This is a genomic window from Clostridia bacterium, assembly GCA_035561135.1.
In the GTDB taxonomy this organism is placed as follows: domain Bacteria; phylum Acidobacteriota; class Terriglobia; order Terriglobales; family Acidobacteriaceae; genus DATMYA01.
On sequence record DATMYA010000079.1, the window covers coordinates 42,294 to 61,696 of the forward strand.

Sequence of the window (19,403 nt, forward strand, 5' to 3'; positions counted from 1 at the left end):
GCAGGAACCAGTATTCGGCGTGCATCAACTGGGGAAGTGATAATGCACATCCTGCTTCGAGGCCACGGCAACTCCATCTACGGTAGCCGGAGTGAAGTGCCAGCGTCGTAGCGTCTCAACAATCGTGTCTTCCAAACCGAACCCCACAGTCTGCAGCACAATGGTTTCTACGACGTGGCCTTGCTCGTCGATGGTGACCTCCACGATGACGTCACCACGAATCCACTCGGGGAGCTTGGCCCGCACGATTGGGGGATCGGGAGCGATGACCGGAAGCGCGACCCTCACGTCGTGAGCAATCGCGTACCCGCTCGACAATGACCCGAGCATAAAACCTGGCATTCCGGGCTTGAGCCCGCTCTCCGGCACAGCGGCGCGCGGTTTTGAATCAGCAGACTTGCGCCTCTGAGCACGCCGCAGAGCCAGGGGCTCGCTGCTTGCGACCTCCTCGGAACCCGGGAAGCTGATGACACTAGCGCCGGGAGCAACCAGCACGACGGTGTTTTGCCCGCCGCCTCCGTCTCCGCGAAGCGAAGGCAAGTGCTTCAGTATCACGGGATTCGGACGGTATAGGAGTGCTCCGATTACGATCAGATGAAGGCACATCGATACGATCATCGCCGTTCGGGACATCCTGCGCGGTTTGGCACTCACTTCAGCAAGCATTGAGTATCAGACGCCATACACCGCCAAACGTGATCCAAGGTAGCAGGATAGCGGCGGCATCGTCCGCTTCCCCGCTCATCCTCTATTTTCCGCCGGTCGCTTTCCTGGCAACGGGAACGCCGGATTGATCTGCGCTTCGCGAGCGCATCTTTGCGCTGCCTCGCACGCTCAGAGCCAGCATGACTGCGCCGAACACCAGTAGTACCAGGCCCCAAACAAGATTGATATTTACACCCAGAGACCGGGCATATATTGCGCGATCGCTGAATAGGCCATAAACCGCAAGCATCACACCAAACACCGAGAACATGAGACCGATCGGCATCCGAAGATCTAAGCCCATTGCCGCCTCCTACCAGAAGATTATGTTCAACACTAAAGCGACACCCAGGACAATGGCGCCCAATCCGAGCGGGCGAGCATACCAGGGTAGATGCTCCTCTGGTGCCGGCTTTTCCGTTAGCGAGTAGACAAGCCCGACAAGTTCCTTCTCTTCCCGCGGGCGCGTGACGGCGCTGATGAGGATTGTCACCGCGAAACAAATGCACCAGGCCCAGATAGCAGTCCAGAAATTCTGAGCCATTTCGCTGGGATAGGTGTGTACCATGCCGAGCCATCCGCCCTTGATTCCAGCCGTGGCTCCAGCGGGCAGAGTAAGCCCATGGTGCAACGCAGCGGCAGTAGTTCCGGACAGCAGACCGAAAAAGGCTCCGTGGCCGGTTGTGCGTTTCGAGAACATGCCCAGCAGGAATGTAGCGAACAACGGAGCATTCACGAACGCGAACACAAGTTGCAGAAAGTCCATGATGTTATTGAACCGCGTAGCGGCATAAGCTGCCGCAATAGATAGCGCGATTCCGAAGATGGTGGCCATGCGCCCCATCCAGAGGTAATGCTCATCCGTCGCCTTCTTATTTATGTATGACTGGTAAATGTCGTAAGTCCAAACCGTGTTGAAAGCAGTGACGTTGCCCGCCATGCCCGACATGAAGCTTGCCAGCAGCGCTGTGAGCCCCAGGCCCAGAAGACCGGTTGGGAAGTAGTGCAGCAACATATTCGGGATTGCGAGATCGTAATCGAGAATCGGCTTGCCCTGGGCATCCAACATCGGGGCGCCGGTGCGTTCATCAACCTTCGCAGGAATCAGGCCTTTTCCCTCCTGATTCAGAACCTGCACCTGCCCGGTACTGGCGTTCACCGTCTGCGTCGATGGGTTCGGGAGGGCGATGGCGATCATGCCAGGCAAAATAACGAGAACGGGGAAAACCATCTTCGGGATTGCTGCAATAAGCGGCGTGCGCCGGGCGGCGCTCATGGAATCAGCAGCCATGGCGCGTTGAACGACGAGGAAATCCGTGCACCAGTAGCCGAACGACAACACGAACCCCAATCCCATCATGAGCCCGAAAACTTCTACGCCGAGAGGATTGGTCTGCGCGCTGCCCATTCCCTGCCAGGAGTGAGTGAACGCAGACGGAAGCTGCTGCTTCAGTCCAGTCCAGCCGCCAACGTTCTTGAGGCCAAGGAAAACCAGGGGCAGGAACCCGGCGACAATCAGGAAGAATTGCAGGACCTCATTGTAAATTGCGCTTGTGAGGCCACCGAGGAAGATGTAAGCCAAAACGATCAGCGCCGACAGCACGATGCTCACGTGAAACGTCCACGAGGTTGGAACGCCGAGCCAGGCGAATGGACCATCGAAGATGTGCAATATCTGGATTAACTTCGCCATGGCGTACATGGAGATGCCGGACGAAAACACGGTCATAGTCGCGAAGGAGATCGCGTTGAACCCGCGCGTCTTCTCGTCGAAACGCAAGCGCAGGTACTCAGGCACGGAGCGAGCGCGTGAGCCGTAGTAGAACGGCATCATGAATAGGCCAACGAAGACCATCGCTGGAATCGCGCCAATCCAGTAAAAGTGGCTGGTTGCGATTCCGTACTTTGCACCGGAGGCGGCCATGCCAATGACTTCCTGCGCTCCCAGGTTGGCGGAAAGAAACGCCAGGCCACAGATCCAGGCCGGAATGGAACGACCAGCCATGAAGAAGTCTGTGCTGGTCTTCATATAGCGCTTCAAGGCGACACCAATGCCAAGTACGAAGGCGAAGTAAACCACCATAATCAGCCAGTCGATGGTTGTGAGATTCACGTTTAGGCCTCTCAATAGAACTTTGGACAATCCCGAAACATTGTTAGCGGGGTTGAGTGTAAACGCTTACATGGAGCGTGTAAATGAAATCACACCGACCAGAGGGAACAAAATGTAAGCGCAGCAGGAATCACCTGCGGGCGAGCAGGCAGAGGCCCTTCCATAAGAAGACTGGCTGGAAGAACCGACACCAAGCCGGTGTGAATCGTGGAGTTACGCTTTAGCTTCGGAACAAAAAAGGCCTCGGTTTCGACCGAAGCCTTTTGTGATCCTCTGCGCAGCAGTTACATTTTCGTTCCGCACTGACTGCAGAATTTTGGAGCAGTCTCGTATTCCATCCCGCATCCGGAACACTTCGGCTTCGCAGCCTTTGCCGGCGTGCCGCACTCGGGGCAGAACTTCGCGCCTTCGTTGAAGCTTGCGGAACAGTTGGAGCACTTCTTCTTTGGTGTCACCGGAGTACCGCACTCTAAGCAGAACTTGCCGGTAGCCCGCGCCCCACATTTCGGACACGTTGCGGTGACTTCGCCCGAAAGGTCCAGTTCCTTGGTGAAGTCCACCTTGCGGACGCCTTCCTGGATTTGCTCGATGGTGGCTTGAACCTGTGCTGCGGCGAGTTCAGCCTGTATGTCTGGAGCGCAATCCGAGCACATTCCCCGCTGCCGGTTCCAGCAGTTATCCGGGCACACCCACTTCCCGCAGCGCTTACATTGATGGAACTGGCTTTTGATCTCCTCGACGGCCTTCTTCATGGCTTCGTCGTGAGCCTTGCCGCCTATTGCCCTCTGAATCTCGTAGGAACCGGAACCGGCCGAACTGAGCGCGCCGCCGAAGATGTTGCCGGCAGCCCGCAGCAGGCTTCCCGCCGCCCCGATCGCCGATGCCTGAAAGGTGCTCATATACCCGTTACGGCAGCGGTCGCAATAGAACTTGAATTGATAGCCATTCTCGGTCGAGAGGTCTTCGTGATTTTCGGTGAATTGGATGAAAGCCATTTCGTACTCCGTAGCGCGAACAAATGATTACGATCTTGCAGCAAGTCACGCGTTCTTCGTGCCGCACTCAGAACAGAACTTTGTGCCGGGCTGAAGCTTGCAGCCACAGGACGTGCATAGTTTTTCGCGAACGACCGGCTGGCCGCATTCGGTGCAAAACTTCGCGTTGACCTGCAGCACGGCTCCGCACCCACATTTGATTTCCTGGCCCACGACATTCGTTGCCGCAATTGCCGGGGCTCCCGGCATCGCACCTATTGAGGGCTGGTTACCGTTCAGCACATCTCCAAGCCCCTTGAAAATGCCGCCTAGTCCCTCTGTGGCGAATTTGCGTTGCCACATCTCCTCTTCCATTTTCTTGGCCTGCTTCGCGCGCTCGCGCTCCGCTTGGCGCTGCTCGTAGGATGGATCCAGCATGTCTACTTTGATCTCGGCAATCCTGCGCTTCAGTTCATCGTCGGCGTACTGTGCCTCGTCCCGAATCTCAGTCAGAACGGTGATCACATCCTCATCCCTGGTACTGCGCAGGTTAGCGTTCAATGACGTCAGTATCTCTGCGAACTGTTTATGAACCGACTCCAGCGTCGGCAGATCTTTGGATTGCTCGGCCTGTTCGCGCAGTTTTTCAATGTCTTCCCGTCGCGCCATGGGTACTCCTGTCCCTTAAAGTCTGGTACTGATTCGCTAGAACTGGTTTACTAAAAGAAAAGCAGGGCTCTGGAGCCCTGCTCTCAAAAGCAATATTAGCTGACCTTGGATTGCCTCTCGGCCAGGTCGCCGATCACCGGTAGTTTGAATACCTGCCCTTGGTAAGCCTTCAGCAGCAGGAAAACCCAGAGTACGGTGCCCGCCAATCCCAACAACGGGAACAAGAAGAACATGACGTACCCGACGTACGGAATCGCACCGAGGAACATCAATACAAACCAAACCGCCATCCAGGCTATCGAGAAGAAGATGCACTGGAAGGAGTGGAAGCGAACGAATGGCCTTTTGTTATACGGCTCCATGACCAGGAAAATGATCGCTGGAATCACGGTGATGTATGCGAGCAGACCGGCTACATTGTCCGCCATTGCTTCCGTCGTTGGCGTCGCCGCAGGGGCTGGTGCTGCCGCCATACCTCCACCCACCGCCTGACCCGCGCGTGAACCGCACGAAGGACAGAATCCAGCGTTATCTTGCAACTGGGAACCACAGCTTGCACAGAATTGAGGCATGTTAATCGTCTCCCGTGAGATCAAAAACTGCACTGCAATACAAAGATTTCCTCACACTTCGAGCAATATCATCTGCATTCTCGTTGCTCTAACGGTTGTTCTAGCGATGCAGGAGGAGCCCCGACAGAGAGGTAGGACCCTCATTCAGGAGCCTTACTCCTCTGCGCTCGACGACGAAGATGATCCGTCGGCTGTAGTTTTTCCGAGGCGGATTATGGTTTTGCCATCGCTACTTTCGAGTGCGATCGTAATCAATCCGTCCGGCGTTCCCACCATCATGGAGAAGTTGTTTTCGTCGCTTCCCGCAAATGCCGCTTTCGGATAGCTGTTCTTGTAGAATTGCGCGACCTTGTCCATGGGATCGCTGGTCTCGAATTCCGCGCCACCGAAGCTTACGTTTCCAAAGGTGCCCGCACTGGCTCCTTCCAACGCCTTGGCGCCCGGATAAATTGCAATACCGAGATTTTCTGCAACCTTCCCCGCATTGGTCTCAGAGCTGATCTTGCCAAATGGCGTATCGACGGAGGTCACGTTTCCTGCCGCATCGACACCAATGGCTTTCTTGACCTTGTAAGCCATGTAGCCGGTTATGGCAGCAGAGACAATGCCAAGCCCGACAAGAATAACAACAACGATAATGACGATTTTGACTACGGGGCTACTACTCTTCGTAACGACGGGTTGTACTGCCGGAGGCGCAACTGTTGGCTGAGCAGCGGCGACAGGTGTAGCCGCAGCTTGCGTCGAAGGATTAGCAGCTTTTTGGCCGACTTCTGTCTTTGTTCCACAACCTGTACAAAACTGAGACGTGGGTTCGATCTTGGTTCCGCAACTCGTACAGAAGGACATGGGCGCACCTTTTATTTATAGGCGTAGTGATCCACGCAGAATAGAATGCAGATTCTGAGCGACGGCAGTATACCATCCGGATATAGCACAAAAGTCCTACGATTCGAGGTCGTAGTTACCGAAGTGAGTTACCGAAGTGCGGTATGAGTTCTGAGTTCCCCGGAAAGCGCAAAGCAGAACTTCCGCATCCCCGAACTCTGCTACTCGCTCTCACTTTCTTCTTGTTTCTCCTCTGGATTGCTATCGGTCTGCTGCTGCAAGCGGACCATCTTCGGTTCGGCGGCGGCTACTTTCTTAACGACTTCAATAACTGCCTTCTGCAATGCCTTGCCTAACGGTGAATTCGCTTCCGAACCACTGCTGCTCAGGCTGCCGAGCGTAGTCTGCGCATCAGCTCCTACCTTCGTATCACTCGCATTGCCTGTTGTGCGGAAGCTATCGATCTTTTTCCCCGTTTCGACATTGAACAGGTCCACTTGTATGGTGACTTTCGCCCTCGACTGCTGTGCCCGTCCACCTACGCTTTGGCCGAACAACGTCACTCCGTCCAACCCCTTCTCCGACTGTTCTTGTTCCGCCTCCAGCACCGTGCCGATCAGCACGACATCCAAGTTCTTCGCTCGCGCTATCTCTACAGCCTTCTGCGGATCAAGGTCGTCGGCAGTCATTCCTTCTTGCAGCTTCAGCACTCTGCCCATCAGCTTCGTCGAGTGCACCAGTTCCGCCTGGACGGCGCGTCCGATCGCTGTGCCGGTCTCTTCGCTGCCTGTGCCTGTTGCATCAACAAATGGCAGTACGCCAACCTTGTATTGATATTTCAGGTTGGAGAGCGACTGGTTCTCTTGTGCGGCAACCATCCCCGCAGCGAGTACAACTATCGCGAATACTGCTAGGAGTCTTTCTCTCATATTCGTTCCCTTCCTCCGCGCCTGTGATTATTTCGGCATCGGCTCCGTGACTCTATGTGCGTGAATGAAATACTCGTATTCGTGCCACACTTTGACCTTGTTTCGGTTCTGACCGGATTTGTGCAGCGTTGCAAATGGCAGTTTGGAGTACGTGTCCTTGGCTGTCGTGACTTCGTGTGGGACTTTGTACTTCTTGCCTTCCTTGTCGGTCTTGGTGGTGTAGGTCACCTTGCGCTCCAGAATGCGCAACGGTCCCTCGCGCCTTACGTTTAACCCGGCGCCATCCACTTCGAACGGACTCCATGCCGGAAATTTCTTACGCTCGGTCTTGTAGTTGACTGTGTACTCCACCGTCAGGTCCTTGTCGCCGTCGTACACGTCTCCGTCCATCTCGATGAACATCTTGTCGCCGACGACCCGCCCCTTGAGCTTGAAGCTGCGTGATTCTGCGCCATTCTGCAGGCCTTTGTAGTCGTACTGCACCTGGGTCACTCCGGGAAGGTTCATGATCATCCCCATCGGATTACCGCCGGTGGCCATCGTCGCCGCTGCCGATCCCGCCATTCCCGCAGCATCGGCGGCGTCCATGCCGCCGACGCGCGTCCCGGCTCGCAATGTGGAGCCGCCCTCGCACGCGCCCTTCTGCTCCTTCTCCTTCTTGAAGAACTCATCGAACTTGTTCTTCGTCTGCATCAACATGCTGCTCTTCAGCTTCGCATTGGTTCCGCCCTCTATGTAGCTGAAGAGCGCGTCAGCCTTCTGGCTCCAGAACTCCTCGTCCATGTCGCCAACCTTGTCTTTTATCTTCTCCGTTGCCTTATTGAACCAGTCCGGAGCCTCGGCGACTTCACCTATGCCCTTGCTCATTTTCGCGATCGGCCCTTCCAGCAGCTCATCGCAAGTGAGCGCACCAGCGAGTTTCACGGGGATTCCGCGAGTACACCGGTCCTCCCATACGGCCTGTGCCAGATTCGTGACCTCGTAGTTCTTTGCGACCTTCGCGTCCATGTAGGCTCGGTAACCCGCCATCTTGCGATGAGTCTCATCCATCTGGAACGCCTTCCAGCGATCCAGATTCACGGCCAGATTGCTTTCTTCGACCATGCTCGCGGCGCTGAAGTAATCGCTCGCGCGCTTGGCGATATTCGCGCCTGCCTCCATGTAGTCCGGCAGTTGCGCCATCATGTTAATCGCCTGGTTCACCTGCGTTGCCACTGCATGTACGCCGCACAGATTCGGGTCCAGATCGTAGGTCACCATGCCGCGTCCGGCGATGTTTCCGGCCTTGTCGACTGTGAAGTTCATGCGTGCCAGATGCTTGACCATGAGCGTCATGATGTTCTTGTTCGACGTCACTCCGCCGAGTTGCGAACTCTTGAACCTGACCTCCCACCCCCATCCCATGGCAACCCAGTCGCCGACGTAAGGTGAGATCTTCGGGTCCCGCTCGGACGGCGGAATCTTCCCGGACTTTCCTCCACCCTTTCCGTCACCACCCGCGGGGCCACCACGCTTTCCTCCGCTTCCGGGATCATCGCTGCCACCAGAGCCCGACCCGCCCCGCCCACCTTGCCCGGTACCGGTTCCGGAGCCCGATCCGCCCTGTCCACCTTTGCCATTACCAGAATTGCCTCCGGATCCCTTGCCGCTTCCGGAGTTGCCATTGCCCACACCTGTGCCGCCATTGCCATTGCTACCGCTACCGGAATCGCCGAGCGATCCGGTGGCGCTTCCCGATGCATCTGCCGTCGTTGTCTGCGCCTTCCATGTTGACGTGCCGATGGTCTCGGAGAACACTTTGAAGGGCAACGTCAGTCGCCCATTTGTAAGCGTGAATGGCCTGTTTTTGGCAGACTTGCCAATACTCGGTAGCGAGATTGTGATCAGATTGCCGGTGACGCTGTACGTACCGTTGTCAATCAGGTTTGTGCCGGAGCCCACGGCGGCAAAGTGGACGCCGCTCGTGAATGAGATGGTTACGCGCACACCGACGTCCGCGGTGCCGCCATCGGAATCTCGTAAGAATGTATATGTGCCGCTCGGCGCATCTTGCGCAAACGCCAGAGCGGAAGAGACAACAAGGACTGCAACAGCCAGAGAATGCCACCAGCGCATCCGTTGCTCCTAGGGAATGGCGGGCCAGTATAGCCCATCGTCGCGCCTTGACCAGCGCGCCTTTCAAGGAAATCCGATCGCGACCGAGTCGCAAGCAGTAAGAAGCACACTCCAGTTCGGGATAGACCCGGTACCGGAACTACCCGCCTTGTCCTCAGGGTCGCTGCAAGAGAAAAGGCTTCGGTGTTCGAAGCCTTTTCAACGAGCCCGAACCTTCACCTATTTTGCTTTGACTTGCTTGTAACCAGCTGGAACCTCGAACTGCGAACCGTCGATGGCGGCGGAAGAGAAGCCGGACATCTCCGTGTTCGCCTCAATCAGCACTAGCGACTCGGGTTGCGCATCCGGCTTGCCGCTCGATGGCTGCTGTGCGGCGGGCTCAGCTGCTTCCTTTTTCTTCTTGCGACCGAAGCCGCCCAAGCCGCCCAGACCTCCAAGCTTGCCGGCGATGCTTGAGGCCACGCTGTCCTTTGCAACTTCGCCGACGTCGGGCGTTGGCTGCTCCTTCGCTTGTGGCAGTGGCGCCTCGGAGGCGGGCGGCAATGGCTTGCCATCCGTGCTGGTGCCCATGCGCATTACCTGGAGCACCGGCACGCCCTTCAGTTTCGACATTTCCTTCGTCATCTCCGCGAGGCCCTGCGAAGAGTTCGGCTGCATCGACGCCAACATCGCGCCGAATCCGCCCTTCGACATCGTGCCAAGCTTCACGGCCATGCGCGTCCCGAACTCACGTACCTCGGCGTAACCCGGCATTTCCGGAGCCAGCCACATGTCGGAGGTAATCGCCATGCTCCCTTTCTCACTCGTGTTCTTGTCCTGGGCTTCCATGATCATGGTCAGGATCGCTTCCGTCGTATTGAGGCCGGACACCTGCCGCTTCTTCCCAGTATTCCGAACGTTCACTTTGAAGGAGAGCTGCGCTGAGTCGTCATCCGATTGCCCACGCTGCTTCTTCGCATCCTTCGCGGCGGCCTCTATCTGCTGCTTCATCTGTTGGAAGGTCATCACCGAGTATTGTTTTTTGGCGGAATCAATAACTGTGATCGTTTCCTTATCCAAATCGATGATCTCAATCTCGTTTGGGCCGATTCGCGCCATGCGGTTGCCTTTTACCAGCACCATGGTTTTCATCGGTTCATTCAACTGGCGAGCTTGTTTGCTGAATGCTCCGGCAACCTTCATCATGTTCACGATTGAGCCGCCGGTGATCTTCGTCGTTTCGGCGTATTGAAAGTCGGCAAACAGAGAAACAGGGACAACAAGGCACAACGCGACTACTGTCAGGACACGGGATATCACAACCACCTCCGGCAGGGCATCACGACAATTTGATTTCGCTTAGAAACCGATAATCATTTTATATAAATCCAAAACCTTGGCTAACACAGCATGACACCGCTTCGTTAATCGGTTCCCTCTTCGGGAAAACGAACGATTCGGCTGGGCAATCCTTACCTAGCTCTTTAACGCCAACTCCAGCTCGATCTGCTTCGCAGGCAAATCCAGATTCGTAATCCGGAAGCTGCGAATTTGACCGGCCCGGACAGGTTCGGGTTTCGAGCTGTTGCCAGCGAAAGCGCCGCCTTTCCAGCGCGCGTTCAGCATAGAAGTCAGCGATGACAGATCCAGCTTCGCCTTGGACTGTGTCTCTTGCTTCTCACGCTCTTGCGCTGGAATTCGGCAAATACCCTGTATGCCTTCGCCGAGTTCCACGCTTGCGTGTTCTCCGGACACCTCGATCACGCGGCCCGTGACGATGTCGCCTACCTTGTGTTCGGCGATGTATTCATCGAGGCTGGTGGGGATCAACTGCTTCATGCTCAACCCCAATTGCCGCTTTTCTCTGTCGAGTGCGAGCACCTGCGCCCTGACGGTCTGCCCAACCTTCAGCACTTCCTGCGGATGATTGATACGCTTCTCGGCGCTGATCTCACTGACGTGAACCATGCCCTCGACACCTTCTGCAAGCTGCACAAACGCTCCGAAGTTCATGATCTTTGTGACAGGCCCTTCGACAACCGCGCCGACCGCAAAGCGCTGAGCGGCATCGGCCCATGGATCTCCGAGCGCCTGCTTGAGGCCGAGCGAGATGCGGCGTTCGCCCATGCTCACTGCGAGAATCACGGCTTCTACGGTTTCGCCGGGCTTGACGATGTCGCTGGCGATCCTTACCTTCTTGGCCCACGACATCTCGGAAACGTGGATCAAGCCTTCAATGCCGGGCTCCAATTCTACGAATGCTCCGAACTCGGCAACGCGCGTAACGACGCCGCGAACGCGATCGCCTGTTTTGTACTTTCCGGCAATCGCATCCCAGGGATGCGGCTGAAGCTGCTTCATGCTGAGCGAAATGCGCTTCTTGTCGGAATCAATTTTGAGTACCCTGGTTTCGATCTGCTGCCCGACCGAGAGCACGTCGCCAGGTTTGTTGACGCGGCTCCAAGCGATCTCGCCGACGTGCAGCAGGCCGTCCACTCCCCCAAGATCGACGAAGGCTCCATAATCAGCGAGGCTGCGGACTTCACCGCAAACGGTGTCGCCTTCCTTGATCTCCGAGTAGCGGCGCTCCTTGACCACGCGCTCTTCATCTTCGGCAACCACGCGGCGGTCGACGACAACGTCTTCCTCGGCCACGTCGAGTTTGATGATGCGGCAGCGGATCTCCTGCTCGACCAACTTCCCCATCTCGGAGGCGTCGCGCGCACCACTGCGCGAGGCCGGCATGAACGCTCGTACTCCCACGTCCACGCTCAGACCGCCTTTGACCACGCCCGTCACGGTGCCCACGATTGTCGATTTCTCTGCGAAGGCCTGCTCAAGAGACGACCAATCGGTTGGCCGGGCAATCTTGAAACGTGAAAGCTCGTAGTAGCCTTCCGGCCCGCGGCCCTTGACGGTGACAGGCAACTTGTCGCCGGGCTTCACGGTTTCGCCCGCGCTCTGGAAATCGGCCAGCGGAAGAGTGCCTTCAGTCTTGAAACCAATGTCGAGAAATACCGATTCGGCGGAGATGGCGATAACGGTACCTTCGATTTGTTTGCCATCAGCTTCCGGCTTACTCGAATGGCTCTGCTCGTACTGGGAAAGAATGTCTTCGAATGACTCGTTGGATTCGGAGGAAGGCTGGGATTCTGGAAAGTTCGGGTCAGACATGACAGGTAACAGTCTCAAGTGTGGAGTAACAGCTAAGATAACACTCCTTATGTGCGGAGTGTTCACAAATGCGGAGCGCTGCTCCCCGGCTCCCAATCTTGAAGATGGCGCGAAGCGGCCGCAACGGCGGCCGCAATTTGCTCTACTACAAATGTACCTACTTAGGGTTAGGTGCGCCAGTCTGTCCCGACTGCGGCGGTTGAGATGTCTGGCGACGCTTCATGCCCTTCTGTCCTGACATCATTCCCCCGCGATGCATTCCTCCGTCTTTCATCATCATGTCCATGTGCGACTGCATTCGAGTGGTGAATTGTTCCCACATCTCCGCATTGTCGAGCAGCGCGGCTTTGGTATTTGGGTCCTGAACCTTCTCCGCGTCCGCTCGCATCTTTTCGACTCGGGACTTCATCTGCTGCATCTCGGCTTGCATCTGCTGCATGTGGGCGCTCTTCCCGGTCATTCCGTGAGCCCCCTGGGCAGCTCCCATCTTCATGCCTGTCGACGTGCCCGCCGATTGCCCGCTGGGTTGTGGAGACTGATTGCTCTGTGCAAACATGATGCCGCACGCAAGCAACAATGCGCTGAGTACGATCCGCACTTTCATAGTTCTCTTCCTCGGTCACCTTATTGGCTGGTTCCCGCTTCGAGCAGCCTAATCTCTGAGACGGTTGTAGTGCTCAAGGTGTTGGCTCTGCCCCAGAACGGGTATGGGCGGAAACAACGATTCCCGGCAGACCGGTTTCTGCCAAGCGCATGATCGGAGAGGATCACGAGTGGGCTTGGCAGGGCTGCGTGAGCGCTCACACGCGACTTCGGAGTATTCGAGACGATCGAACGCATCACCGGTCAAAAACAACGCCTTCGTTCGAATGCTACAATGTAACACGAATACCAAAATCGTGTTACTCCTCGGACTCCTACAGGAGTCACTGGTCGCCTCAATATCGAGCAATTCGCAAACAAGGTACATCCGGAGTGACGAAGCATGGCGGAACTAGTTAGGACAGGAGTCTCCATCGAGCAGGATCTCCTCGAAGAGTTCGACCGGCTCATTGACAAGCGAGGCTATAGCAATCGCTCGGAGGCCCTCAGGGACCTCGTTCGCGAGGCGCTTGTTGCAGAACAAGTGAGCGACAATCTTCCGGTCGTGGCTACGCTCTCGATGATCTACGACCACAACAGACCCGACCTTGCCAGAAAGATCACGGACGCGCAGCACCACCACCATGGCAACATCCTGGCGACGACCCACGTTCACCTCGACGAACGGAACTGCCTGGAAGTGGTTCTCATGAAAGGACGTGCTGGCGAGATCAAACATATTGCGGACCACATGCTCGCCCTGCGAGGCGTTAAGCATGGCAAACTCGTTCTGACCTCTACTGGGAAAGGTCTGTAGCAGCGTGTCAGAGCATGAAACACTGTTGGGTTCCGCAGGGGAATCAGGAGTTCGTTGAAGTATGCATATACCCGATGGCTATCTGAGTCCGTCCACCTGCGCGACGCTCTATATATGTGCAAGCGGCGGATGGTACGCGGCATTAAGTCGCATCAAACGTGTGTTCTTTAGCCGGGCAATCCCCCTGATTTCAGTCTTCGCTGCATTTTCATTCGTTCTCATGATGTTCAACTTGCCCCTTCCAGGCGGGACCACCGGGCACGCGGTCGGTGTTGCAGTAGCGACAATCGTACTTGGGCCATCTGGCTCTATTCTCGCAATCTCAATCGCGCTGGCAATCCAAGCTTTGTTCTTTGGTGACGGTGGAATCACAACCTTAGGCGCTAACTGTTTCAACATTGCAATCGTAGGGTCACTGGTCGCGCATTTGTCTTACAAGTTGCTGGCTGTCTCCGCGGAAGACAACTCAAAACGACGAATAGTAGCGGCTGCGATTGCAGGCTATCTTTCGATTAACGCAGCAGCTTTGCTCACCGCAATCGAGTTTGGTATCCAGCCGCACTTGTTCCATGACGCCATCGGTACTCCTCTGTACGCTCCGTACCCACTTCGCATCGCGGTACCGGCCATGATGCTGGGCCATCTGACATTGGCCGGTCTTGCTGAAGCAGTCATTACCAGTGGCATGGTGGCTTATCTTCAGAAGTCGAATCCTGGGCTCCTTCTTAACCGAGGAATTACTCGTACCAATTCAGCCTCGTCGACCCGAACGCGCAGCCTTGCGCCACTATGGATCTCGACCGCGCTCCTGATGGTGCTTACTCCAATCGGCATTCTGGCGACAGGAACTGCCTGGGGAGAATGGTCGCCAGAAGAGCTGGCTCACCACGCTGCATTACCTCAAGGCACTCCGTCAGGACTCCAGCGGCTCTCTTCTTACTGGACGGCGCCGTTTCCGGACTACGCGCCCGCTTTCGTCAAGAGCGAATCCTTCGGATACGTGTTGTCAGCCATGTTCGGCGTCGGCCTCTTATTTGCTGTCTATCTGCTTTTCTCAGCTCGAACGCGTCGCGGCAACCAAAGCTTAGGGTCGGACGAATGAGCCGTCATCCTGCTATGGAAACGACCTTACGGAGCTTCAGCCGCGCATTATCGCGTGCCCTCGTTTCAGAAGAGGTGGCTCGCAGTGCCGGCCTGCTGCAGGCGCTGGATCCCCGGGCGCGATTGGCGGGAATGTTGGCCCTGGTCGTGGCAGTAGCTTCTGCCCGTCGCATCGCAATCGTAGCTGCACTTTTCCTGATTGCCAGTGCTCTCGCGCTTTTGTCCCGGGTGCCGATGAAGACACTTGTTCTTCGCGTCTGGGTAGTTGTTCTCGGGTTTACAGGATTAATTGCCCTGCCAGCATTGTTCACCACACCCGGTAATGTCGTGATGCGCGTGGCATTTCTGTCGATCACCGCACAGGGGCTGCAAACCGCAGGACTGCTGGTCCTTCGAGTCGAGACGGCGGTAACGCTGACCACAACCCTTGTACTCTGCACACCCTGGACGCACATCCTGAAGGCCTTGCGATGCTTGCGGGTGCCGACCGAGATCATAGCAATGCTGGCGATGACTCATCGTTATGTCTTTCTGTTCATTGAAGTCGCCCAGCAGATGTTCGAATCCAGGCAGAGCCGAATCCTCGGTCCGCTGCCTGGCGTCGAACAACGTCGATTGGCGGCAAGGACTGCGGGAGTGCTAATGAGTAAGAGCATTGATTTAAGTAACGAAGTGTTCCTCGCAATGCAGTCCCGTGGGTTTCGAGGTGAAGTGCATTTGCTGCACGACTTTGAGTTTCGGTTCAGGGACGCGATGGCGATTACAGCCTTCGCCGCTTTGGCCATCGTGGCAATATGGCTGGGAAGGTAGCCAATGGAGCCGCTGTTCACTCTCGCTGCGGTAAGCTTCGACTACGATGGGATACCCGCGCTCCGCTCGTTGTCACTGACTGTTAGGCAGGGCGAGCGAATCGCCCTGGTAGGAGCAAATGGGTCGGGTAAGTCAACACTGCTGCGAGTGCTGGACGGGCTTTATCTGCCGGCATCCGGCACAGTGCTGTTCCAGAAAGAGATTCTGACACAAAACAAATTCAATGATCCTGAGTTCACGGCCCGATTCCGCCGCGCTGTCGCATTCGTCTTTCAAAACCCCGATGTGCAATTGTTTAATCCGACCGTGTTCGATGAGATTGCATTCGGCCCTCTCCAGCTAGGACTTTCAACGGAGAAAGTGCTGCAGGCCGTGAATGAGACCCTCTCCACGATGAGCCTCGAATCTTTGAGGGAGCGACCGCCCTACCGCCTGTCAGGCGGAGAGAAGAAGAAGGTCGCGCTCGCATCCGTGTTGGTGATGAATCCGGAGGTTCTGCTGCTCGACGAGCCAACAGCCGCTCTTGATCCGCGAAGTCAAAGCCTCGTCGTCGATCTGATTCAAGGATGGAAGAGCACGGCGAAAACCGTAATCACCGCAACCCATCAACTAGAATTGCTCGAGGAAATTGCCGACATTGTCTATGTGATGGATTCCGGAACGATCATTGCTTCGGGCACGCCCGCCAGCATCCTCGCAAACGGCGAACTTCTTTTGAAAGCGAATCTTGTCCACGAACATCGACACAAGCACGGAACAACCATGCACTCACATCCTCATCTACATGGCCATTCGCATCACAATTTGTAAGTTCGACTTTGAGCGGCAGATCGTCTCAAATAAGAACGCCACTCCACGTCTGCCGCACTGGGCAAACATGGAATGGCGAACCGCCTTCCCTCTTGCGCAAACTCTGCGCAATGTAGTTAGCGTTTACTCAAAGATTGCTTCAACTGCTTGGTAGTTGGAGTGCATCGTCTCGACAGCCCGGCCAACTGTCTTCTTGTCCGGCTTTGCGAGAGTCGCGATCAGCGCGTCAATCGAACCATCGAGTTTAACCCGCGAAGCATCGAATTCGGCTTGCTTCTTGCTAACGCGCTTAGGCAGGCTAGCCTTGTTCAGGGGGCCCATCTTTTCCTTCAGCGCAGCAACCGAAGCCTTGATCTTGTCCAGTTTGTACTCCGGGTATTCGTAGTGATAGAGCATGTAGAGTACGGTGTGGAATTCGTCGAGTTCTTTCAGGGGGGGCCGAACAACCCGCACCAGAGCTTCATACTGCTTGTGCAGATCTTCCGCTGCATTGAGTAGCCTGCTGTCGCTGCTGCCCTTGGCTGCGGCTTGGTACTCTGCTGCTATGGTCTTAAATTTCGCTACGTTCTCCTGCCAAGTTTTTTCCTTTTCGCGCAGGATACCTGGAAGCTTGGATTTGGCGATTTTCTCGACGCCCTTTTCCACGTCGGGGACCATCTTCTTTAGCATGGCGATATCCTTGTTCGGCCACGCTTGATGCCAAATAGGTGCGATAACATCGTGGAACTCACTCAGGGCCGGTACGTTGGCAGCAACCTCGGAGGTCACTTCCGTTGAAAACCCACAAACCGAAGCCAACAACACGATGCAACTGATGGCTGCGGTACGCCAAAATCGATTCATAAATCTCCTTTATTCCATTTCAGGTTTGCTGCGTTAAAAATTTGGGAGCCAGTTCTGCTCTACCTGTAACTCGCTTCCCATTCCCTATTTGCTCAACCGGTTGGGCAACTTCTGCGAGTTACAGGTATGAACACCAACTTTCAGAATTCGACGCTCTTTTGCAATAATTATTCGCGCCCTCTAACTGACGGCTTGCGTCGCTTTCATTTCTTGCTTGACTGCGGTTTCGAGGCTTCGTCGAGTAGTTCGTCTGCGAGCGCAGTCGCGCTGTACACGTTTCGCAGCGCTTCCATAATGCCACGCGAGTCGACGCTTACTGAACGGTTCAGCGTCTCGTCGAAGTGGAAAGTGCCCGGCAGCGACTGGATGTTGCCGTCGAAGATTAACCCCACGATTTCCGCATTCTTGTTAATCAATGGGCTTCCGGAATTGCCGCCCAGGACGTCATTCGTTGATACCAGGTTGAGCGGCACTTTCAAGTTCACTTTGCTTTTTGCCTTTAACCAGCTTTCCGGCAAGAAGTAAGGGTCCTTGTTTTCGTGCTTCGCTGCGTAATCATAGGCTTGGCCGAGGGTGGTGAACGGCGCGAGTTTGGTGCCCTTCGGCACGGTTCCGCGTCCATCCTCCACATAGCCCTTTACCGCGCCATACGAGAGACGCAGTGTAGAGTTCGCGTCGGGAGAAGACTTGGTCCCTTCCACGGCGAAGCGCGCCTGCGCCAGTTTTATTTTCGCCGCATCTGCGGCACGAGCCAGCGGCGCGACTTTCTTATTCCATTCATCCTTTATGCGAAACGCTTCCGTTTCCTGCAAGCGCACTGCAAGAATGAGTGGATCGGTGCTCTTCTCGACAGCCTCTTTGCCGCCTTCATAAAGCCGTCTGCGGAATTCGGCATCGCCCACTTGCGTGTTCTCAATCCACTCCTTGGCGGCTTCTGCGGGGGTCTTCCCATTCAGTAGCTTGGCAACGATGGGATCGTCCTTCAGATACTTGACCATCTCCGCCAGCGAGGTGGTCAGCATTCTGATATCTGAAGCTTTGTCAATCTTGGAAGAGCCAAAGAGGCGCTTCTGCATGGACTCGGGGGCATATACAGGGTCACGTTCAGCCTCAGGCATGGCCCTATCGATCGGCGTAAGCACCAGTAGGCGGGCAAGGGAGGGCAGCATACCCGGCATGACGCCGGCCATACTTCCCGGTCTCCTCGATGCGGCTGGCGGCTGTGGATCAGGGAAGAATTGCCGCTTCAAGTAGAGGTTCCCTTCCCTCTGCGCGTTGTAGTAATCGGCGACATCCTTCCATGGATCACCGAATTGCGCCTTCAGTTTCGGATCGGACAGGATCGCGTCGCGCAACCGCTTCTCCTGCTCCGCCTTCGTGGCCATCAACCTTTTGTCGAGCAGGCCGGAGTAGTGGCCCTTAGCTGCCTTGAGGCCGTTCTGGCCAGCAAAAAGAGCCTCTTCTACCTGTCGCTGCGCTTCAGCGGATGCTGCACCACGTTGCAGGAGTCCCTCAACGATACGCGTGCGACGCTCGACTTGCCGGGGGTAATCGAGGTCGCGCATGAATTCGAGCTGCGCCATGGTGTTGAGCCGCGCTGACATTCCGGGATGACCGGATGTAAAGACCAAGTCGTTTGTCTTCACACCTTTTTTTGACCAGGAGAGATGGTTCTCCGTGTGGAGGGGTTTACCTCCTTCATAAATCCGGAAGAAAGTGACGTCTAAGGCGTATCGCGGGTACTCGAAGTTATCCGGGTCGCCGCCAAGAAACGCCATGGCATATTCGGGCGCGAACACCAGGCGCACGTCTTCATAAGTCTTGTACTTATAAAGAAAGTGCGTAGCTCCGGAGTAGAACGGAACCGCCTGACAGGTGAGCTTGGTGGTGGTGCTGCATTCTTTGGTCAGCTTCGACTCGAGCGCCTTCTGAGTTTTGGCCGCCTGAGCCGGAGACATGTCCGGAGTGACGGCAGCTTTCAGCTTCGGCGTAATGTCCTCGATGTCTTGTAGCACGCTGACCGACATATTGGGACACTTGATCTCATCTGCCTTGGCGGACGCGTAGAAACCGTTCTTAATGTAATCCTTATTAGCTGTAGAGACGTCATGAATGCAGCTGGCGCCAACGTGATGATTGGTCAAAACCAGGCCATCCGGCGACACGAACGAACCGGAGGCGCCACTGAACTTCACTGACGAAAGCCGCACATGGTCGAGCCACTGTTGAGTCGGTTCGAACCCATAACGTGTCTTGATCTTATCCTTGGGAACTGCATTGAATGGCCAAAAGCCATCGTCGGCGACGGCAAGCCCTGCCGTCGCGACGATGACCACACACAGTAGAAGGTATGATTTCTTCATCTTATTATGAGTCATTTCT

At 55.8% G+C, this 19,403-nt stretch carries 18 protein-coding genes; 4 read left to right on the plus strand and 14 right to left on the minus strand.

The features are described from left to right. Positions 1-24 precede the first annotated feature (24 nt). From VN622_16030 to VN622_16085, 12 genes are all read right to left on the minus strand, one after another. Complete coding sequence (locus tag VN622_16030; GenBank protein ID HWR37370.1) at positions 25-618, minus strand: energy transducer TonB; 594 nt, start codon at positions 616-618, stop codon at positions 25-27. A gap of 130 nt (positions 619-748) precedes the next feature. Continuing rightward, positions 749-1,009 (minus strand): hypothetical protein, encoded by a 261-nt coding sequence (locus VN622_16035; protein ID HWR37371.1) that lies wholly within the window; start codon positions 1,007-1,009, stop codon positions 749-751. A gap of 9 nt (positions 1,010-1,018) precedes the next feature. After that, positions 1,019-2,818 (minus strand): sodium:solute symporter family protein, encoded by a 1,800-nt coding sequence (locus VN622_16040; protein HWR37372.1) that lies wholly within the window; start codon positions 2,816-2,818, stop codon positions 1,019-1,021. A 284-nt stretch (positions 2,819-3,102) separates the two neighbouring features. Beyond that, positions 3,103-3,813, minus strand: a complete 711-nt coding sequence (locus VN622_16045) for a zinc ribbon domain-containing protein (GenBank protein HWR37373.1) — start codon at positions 3,811-3,813, stop codon at positions 3,103-3,105. Between the two features lie 45 nt (positions 3,814-3,858). After that, entirely contained in the window at positions 3,859-4,461 is a 603-nt protein-coding gene (locus VN622_16050; GenBank protein ID HWR37374.1) for a zinc ribbon domain-containing protein, read from the minus strand. A 95-nt stretch (positions 4,462-4,556) separates the two neighbouring features. Next, positions 4,557-4,934 (minus strand): DUF4870 domain-containing protein, encoded by a 378-nt coding sequence (locus VN622_16055; protein ID HWR37375.1) that lies wholly within the window; start codon positions 4,932-4,934, stop codon positions 4,557-4,559. 252 nt (positions 4,935-5,186) lie between these two features. Continuing rightward, complete coding sequence (locus tag VN622_16060; protein ID HWR37376.1) at positions 5,187-5,882, minus strand: zinc ribbon domain-containing protein; 696 nt, start codon at positions 5,880-5,882, stop codon at positions 5,187-5,189. A 200-nt stretch (positions 5,883-6,082) separates the two neighbouring features. Then, positions 6,083-6,790: a CsgG/HfaB family protein gene (locus VN622_16065; GenBank protein HWR37377.1), complete on the minus strand. Its 708-nt coding sequence runs from the start codon at positions 6,788-6,790 to the stop codon at positions 6,083-6,085. Between the two features lie 27 nt (positions 6,791-6,817). Further along, positions 6,818-8,905, minus strand: coding sequence for a hypothetical protein (locus tag VN622_16070; GenBank protein HWR37378.1), 2,088 nt, complete (start codon positions 8,903-8,905; stop codon positions 6,818-6,820). 219 nt (positions 8,906-9,124) lie between these two features. Next, positions 9,125-10,204 (minus strand): hypothetical protein, encoded by a 1,080-nt coding sequence (locus VN622_16075; protein ID HWR37379.1) that lies wholly within the window; start codon positions 10,202-10,204, stop codon positions 9,125-9,127. 156 nt (positions 10,205-10,360) lie between these two features. Beyond that, positions 10,361-12,058 (minus strand): 30S ribosomal protein S1, encoded by a 1,698-nt coding sequence (locus tag VN622_16080; protein ID HWR37380.1) that lies wholly within the window; start codon positions 12,056-12,058, stop codon positions 10,361-10,363. Between the two features lie 157 nt (positions 12,059-12,215). Next, positions 12,216-12,662: a hypothetical protein gene (locus tag VN622_16085; GenBank protein HWR37381.1), complete on the minus strand. Its 447-nt coding sequence runs from the start codon at positions 12,660-12,662 to the stop codon at positions 12,216-12,218. A gap of 381 nt (positions 12,663-13,043) precedes the next feature. Between VN622_16085 and nikR the strand changes: the two genes are divergently transcribed. From nikR to VN622_16105, 4 genes are all read left to right on the plus strand, one after another. Next, on the plus strand, positions 13,044-13,457 hold the full coding sequence (nikR, locus tag VN622_16090; GenBank protein ID HWR37382.1) for a nickel-responsive transcriptional regulator NikR: 414 nt from the start codon (positions 13,044-13,046) through the stop codon (positions 13,455-13,457). Positions 13,458-13,518: 61 nt separating this feature from the next. Continuing rightward, complete coding sequence (gene cbiM, locus VN622_16095; GenBank protein HWR37383.1) at positions 13,519-14,559, plus strand: cobalt transporter CbiM; 1,041 nt, start codon at positions 13,519-13,521, stop codon at positions 14,557-14,559. A gap of 14 nt (positions 14,560-14,573) precedes the next feature. Next, positions 14,574-15,368 (plus strand): cobalt ECF transporter T component CbiQ, encoded by a 795-nt coding sequence (gene cbiQ / locus VN622_16100; GenBank protein HWR37384.1) that lies wholly within the window; start codon positions 14,574-14,576, stop codon positions 15,366-15,368. A 3-nt stretch (positions 15,369-15,371) separates the two neighbouring features. Beyond that, the gene (locus tag VN622_16105) at positions 15,372-16,178 is read left to right on the plus strand and encodes an ABC transporter ATP-binding protein (GenBank protein HWR37385.1); all 807 of its coding nucleotides are present in this window, start codon (positions 15,372-15,374) and stop codon (positions 16,176-16,178) included. Positions 16,179-16,301: 123 nt separating this feature from the next. On the opposite strand, the gene VN622_16110 is transcribed toward VN622_16105, so the two are convergent. Together VN622_16110 and VN622_16115 are read right to left on the minus strand one after the other, a co-directional pair. Then, the gene (locus VN622_16110) at positions 16,302-17,021 is read right to left on the minus strand and encodes a hypothetical protein (GenBank protein ID HWR37386.1); all 720 of its coding nucleotides are present in this window, start codon (positions 17,019-17,021) and stop codon (positions 16,302-16,304) included. 203 nt (positions 17,022-17,224) lie between these two features. After that, positions 17,225-19,384: a S46 family peptidase gene (locus tag VN622_16115; GenBank protein HWR37387.1), complete on the minus strand. Its 2,160-nt coding sequence runs from the start codon at positions 19,382-19,384 to the stop codon at positions 17,225-17,227. Between the last annotated feature and the right edge of the window lie 19 nt (positions 19,385-19,403).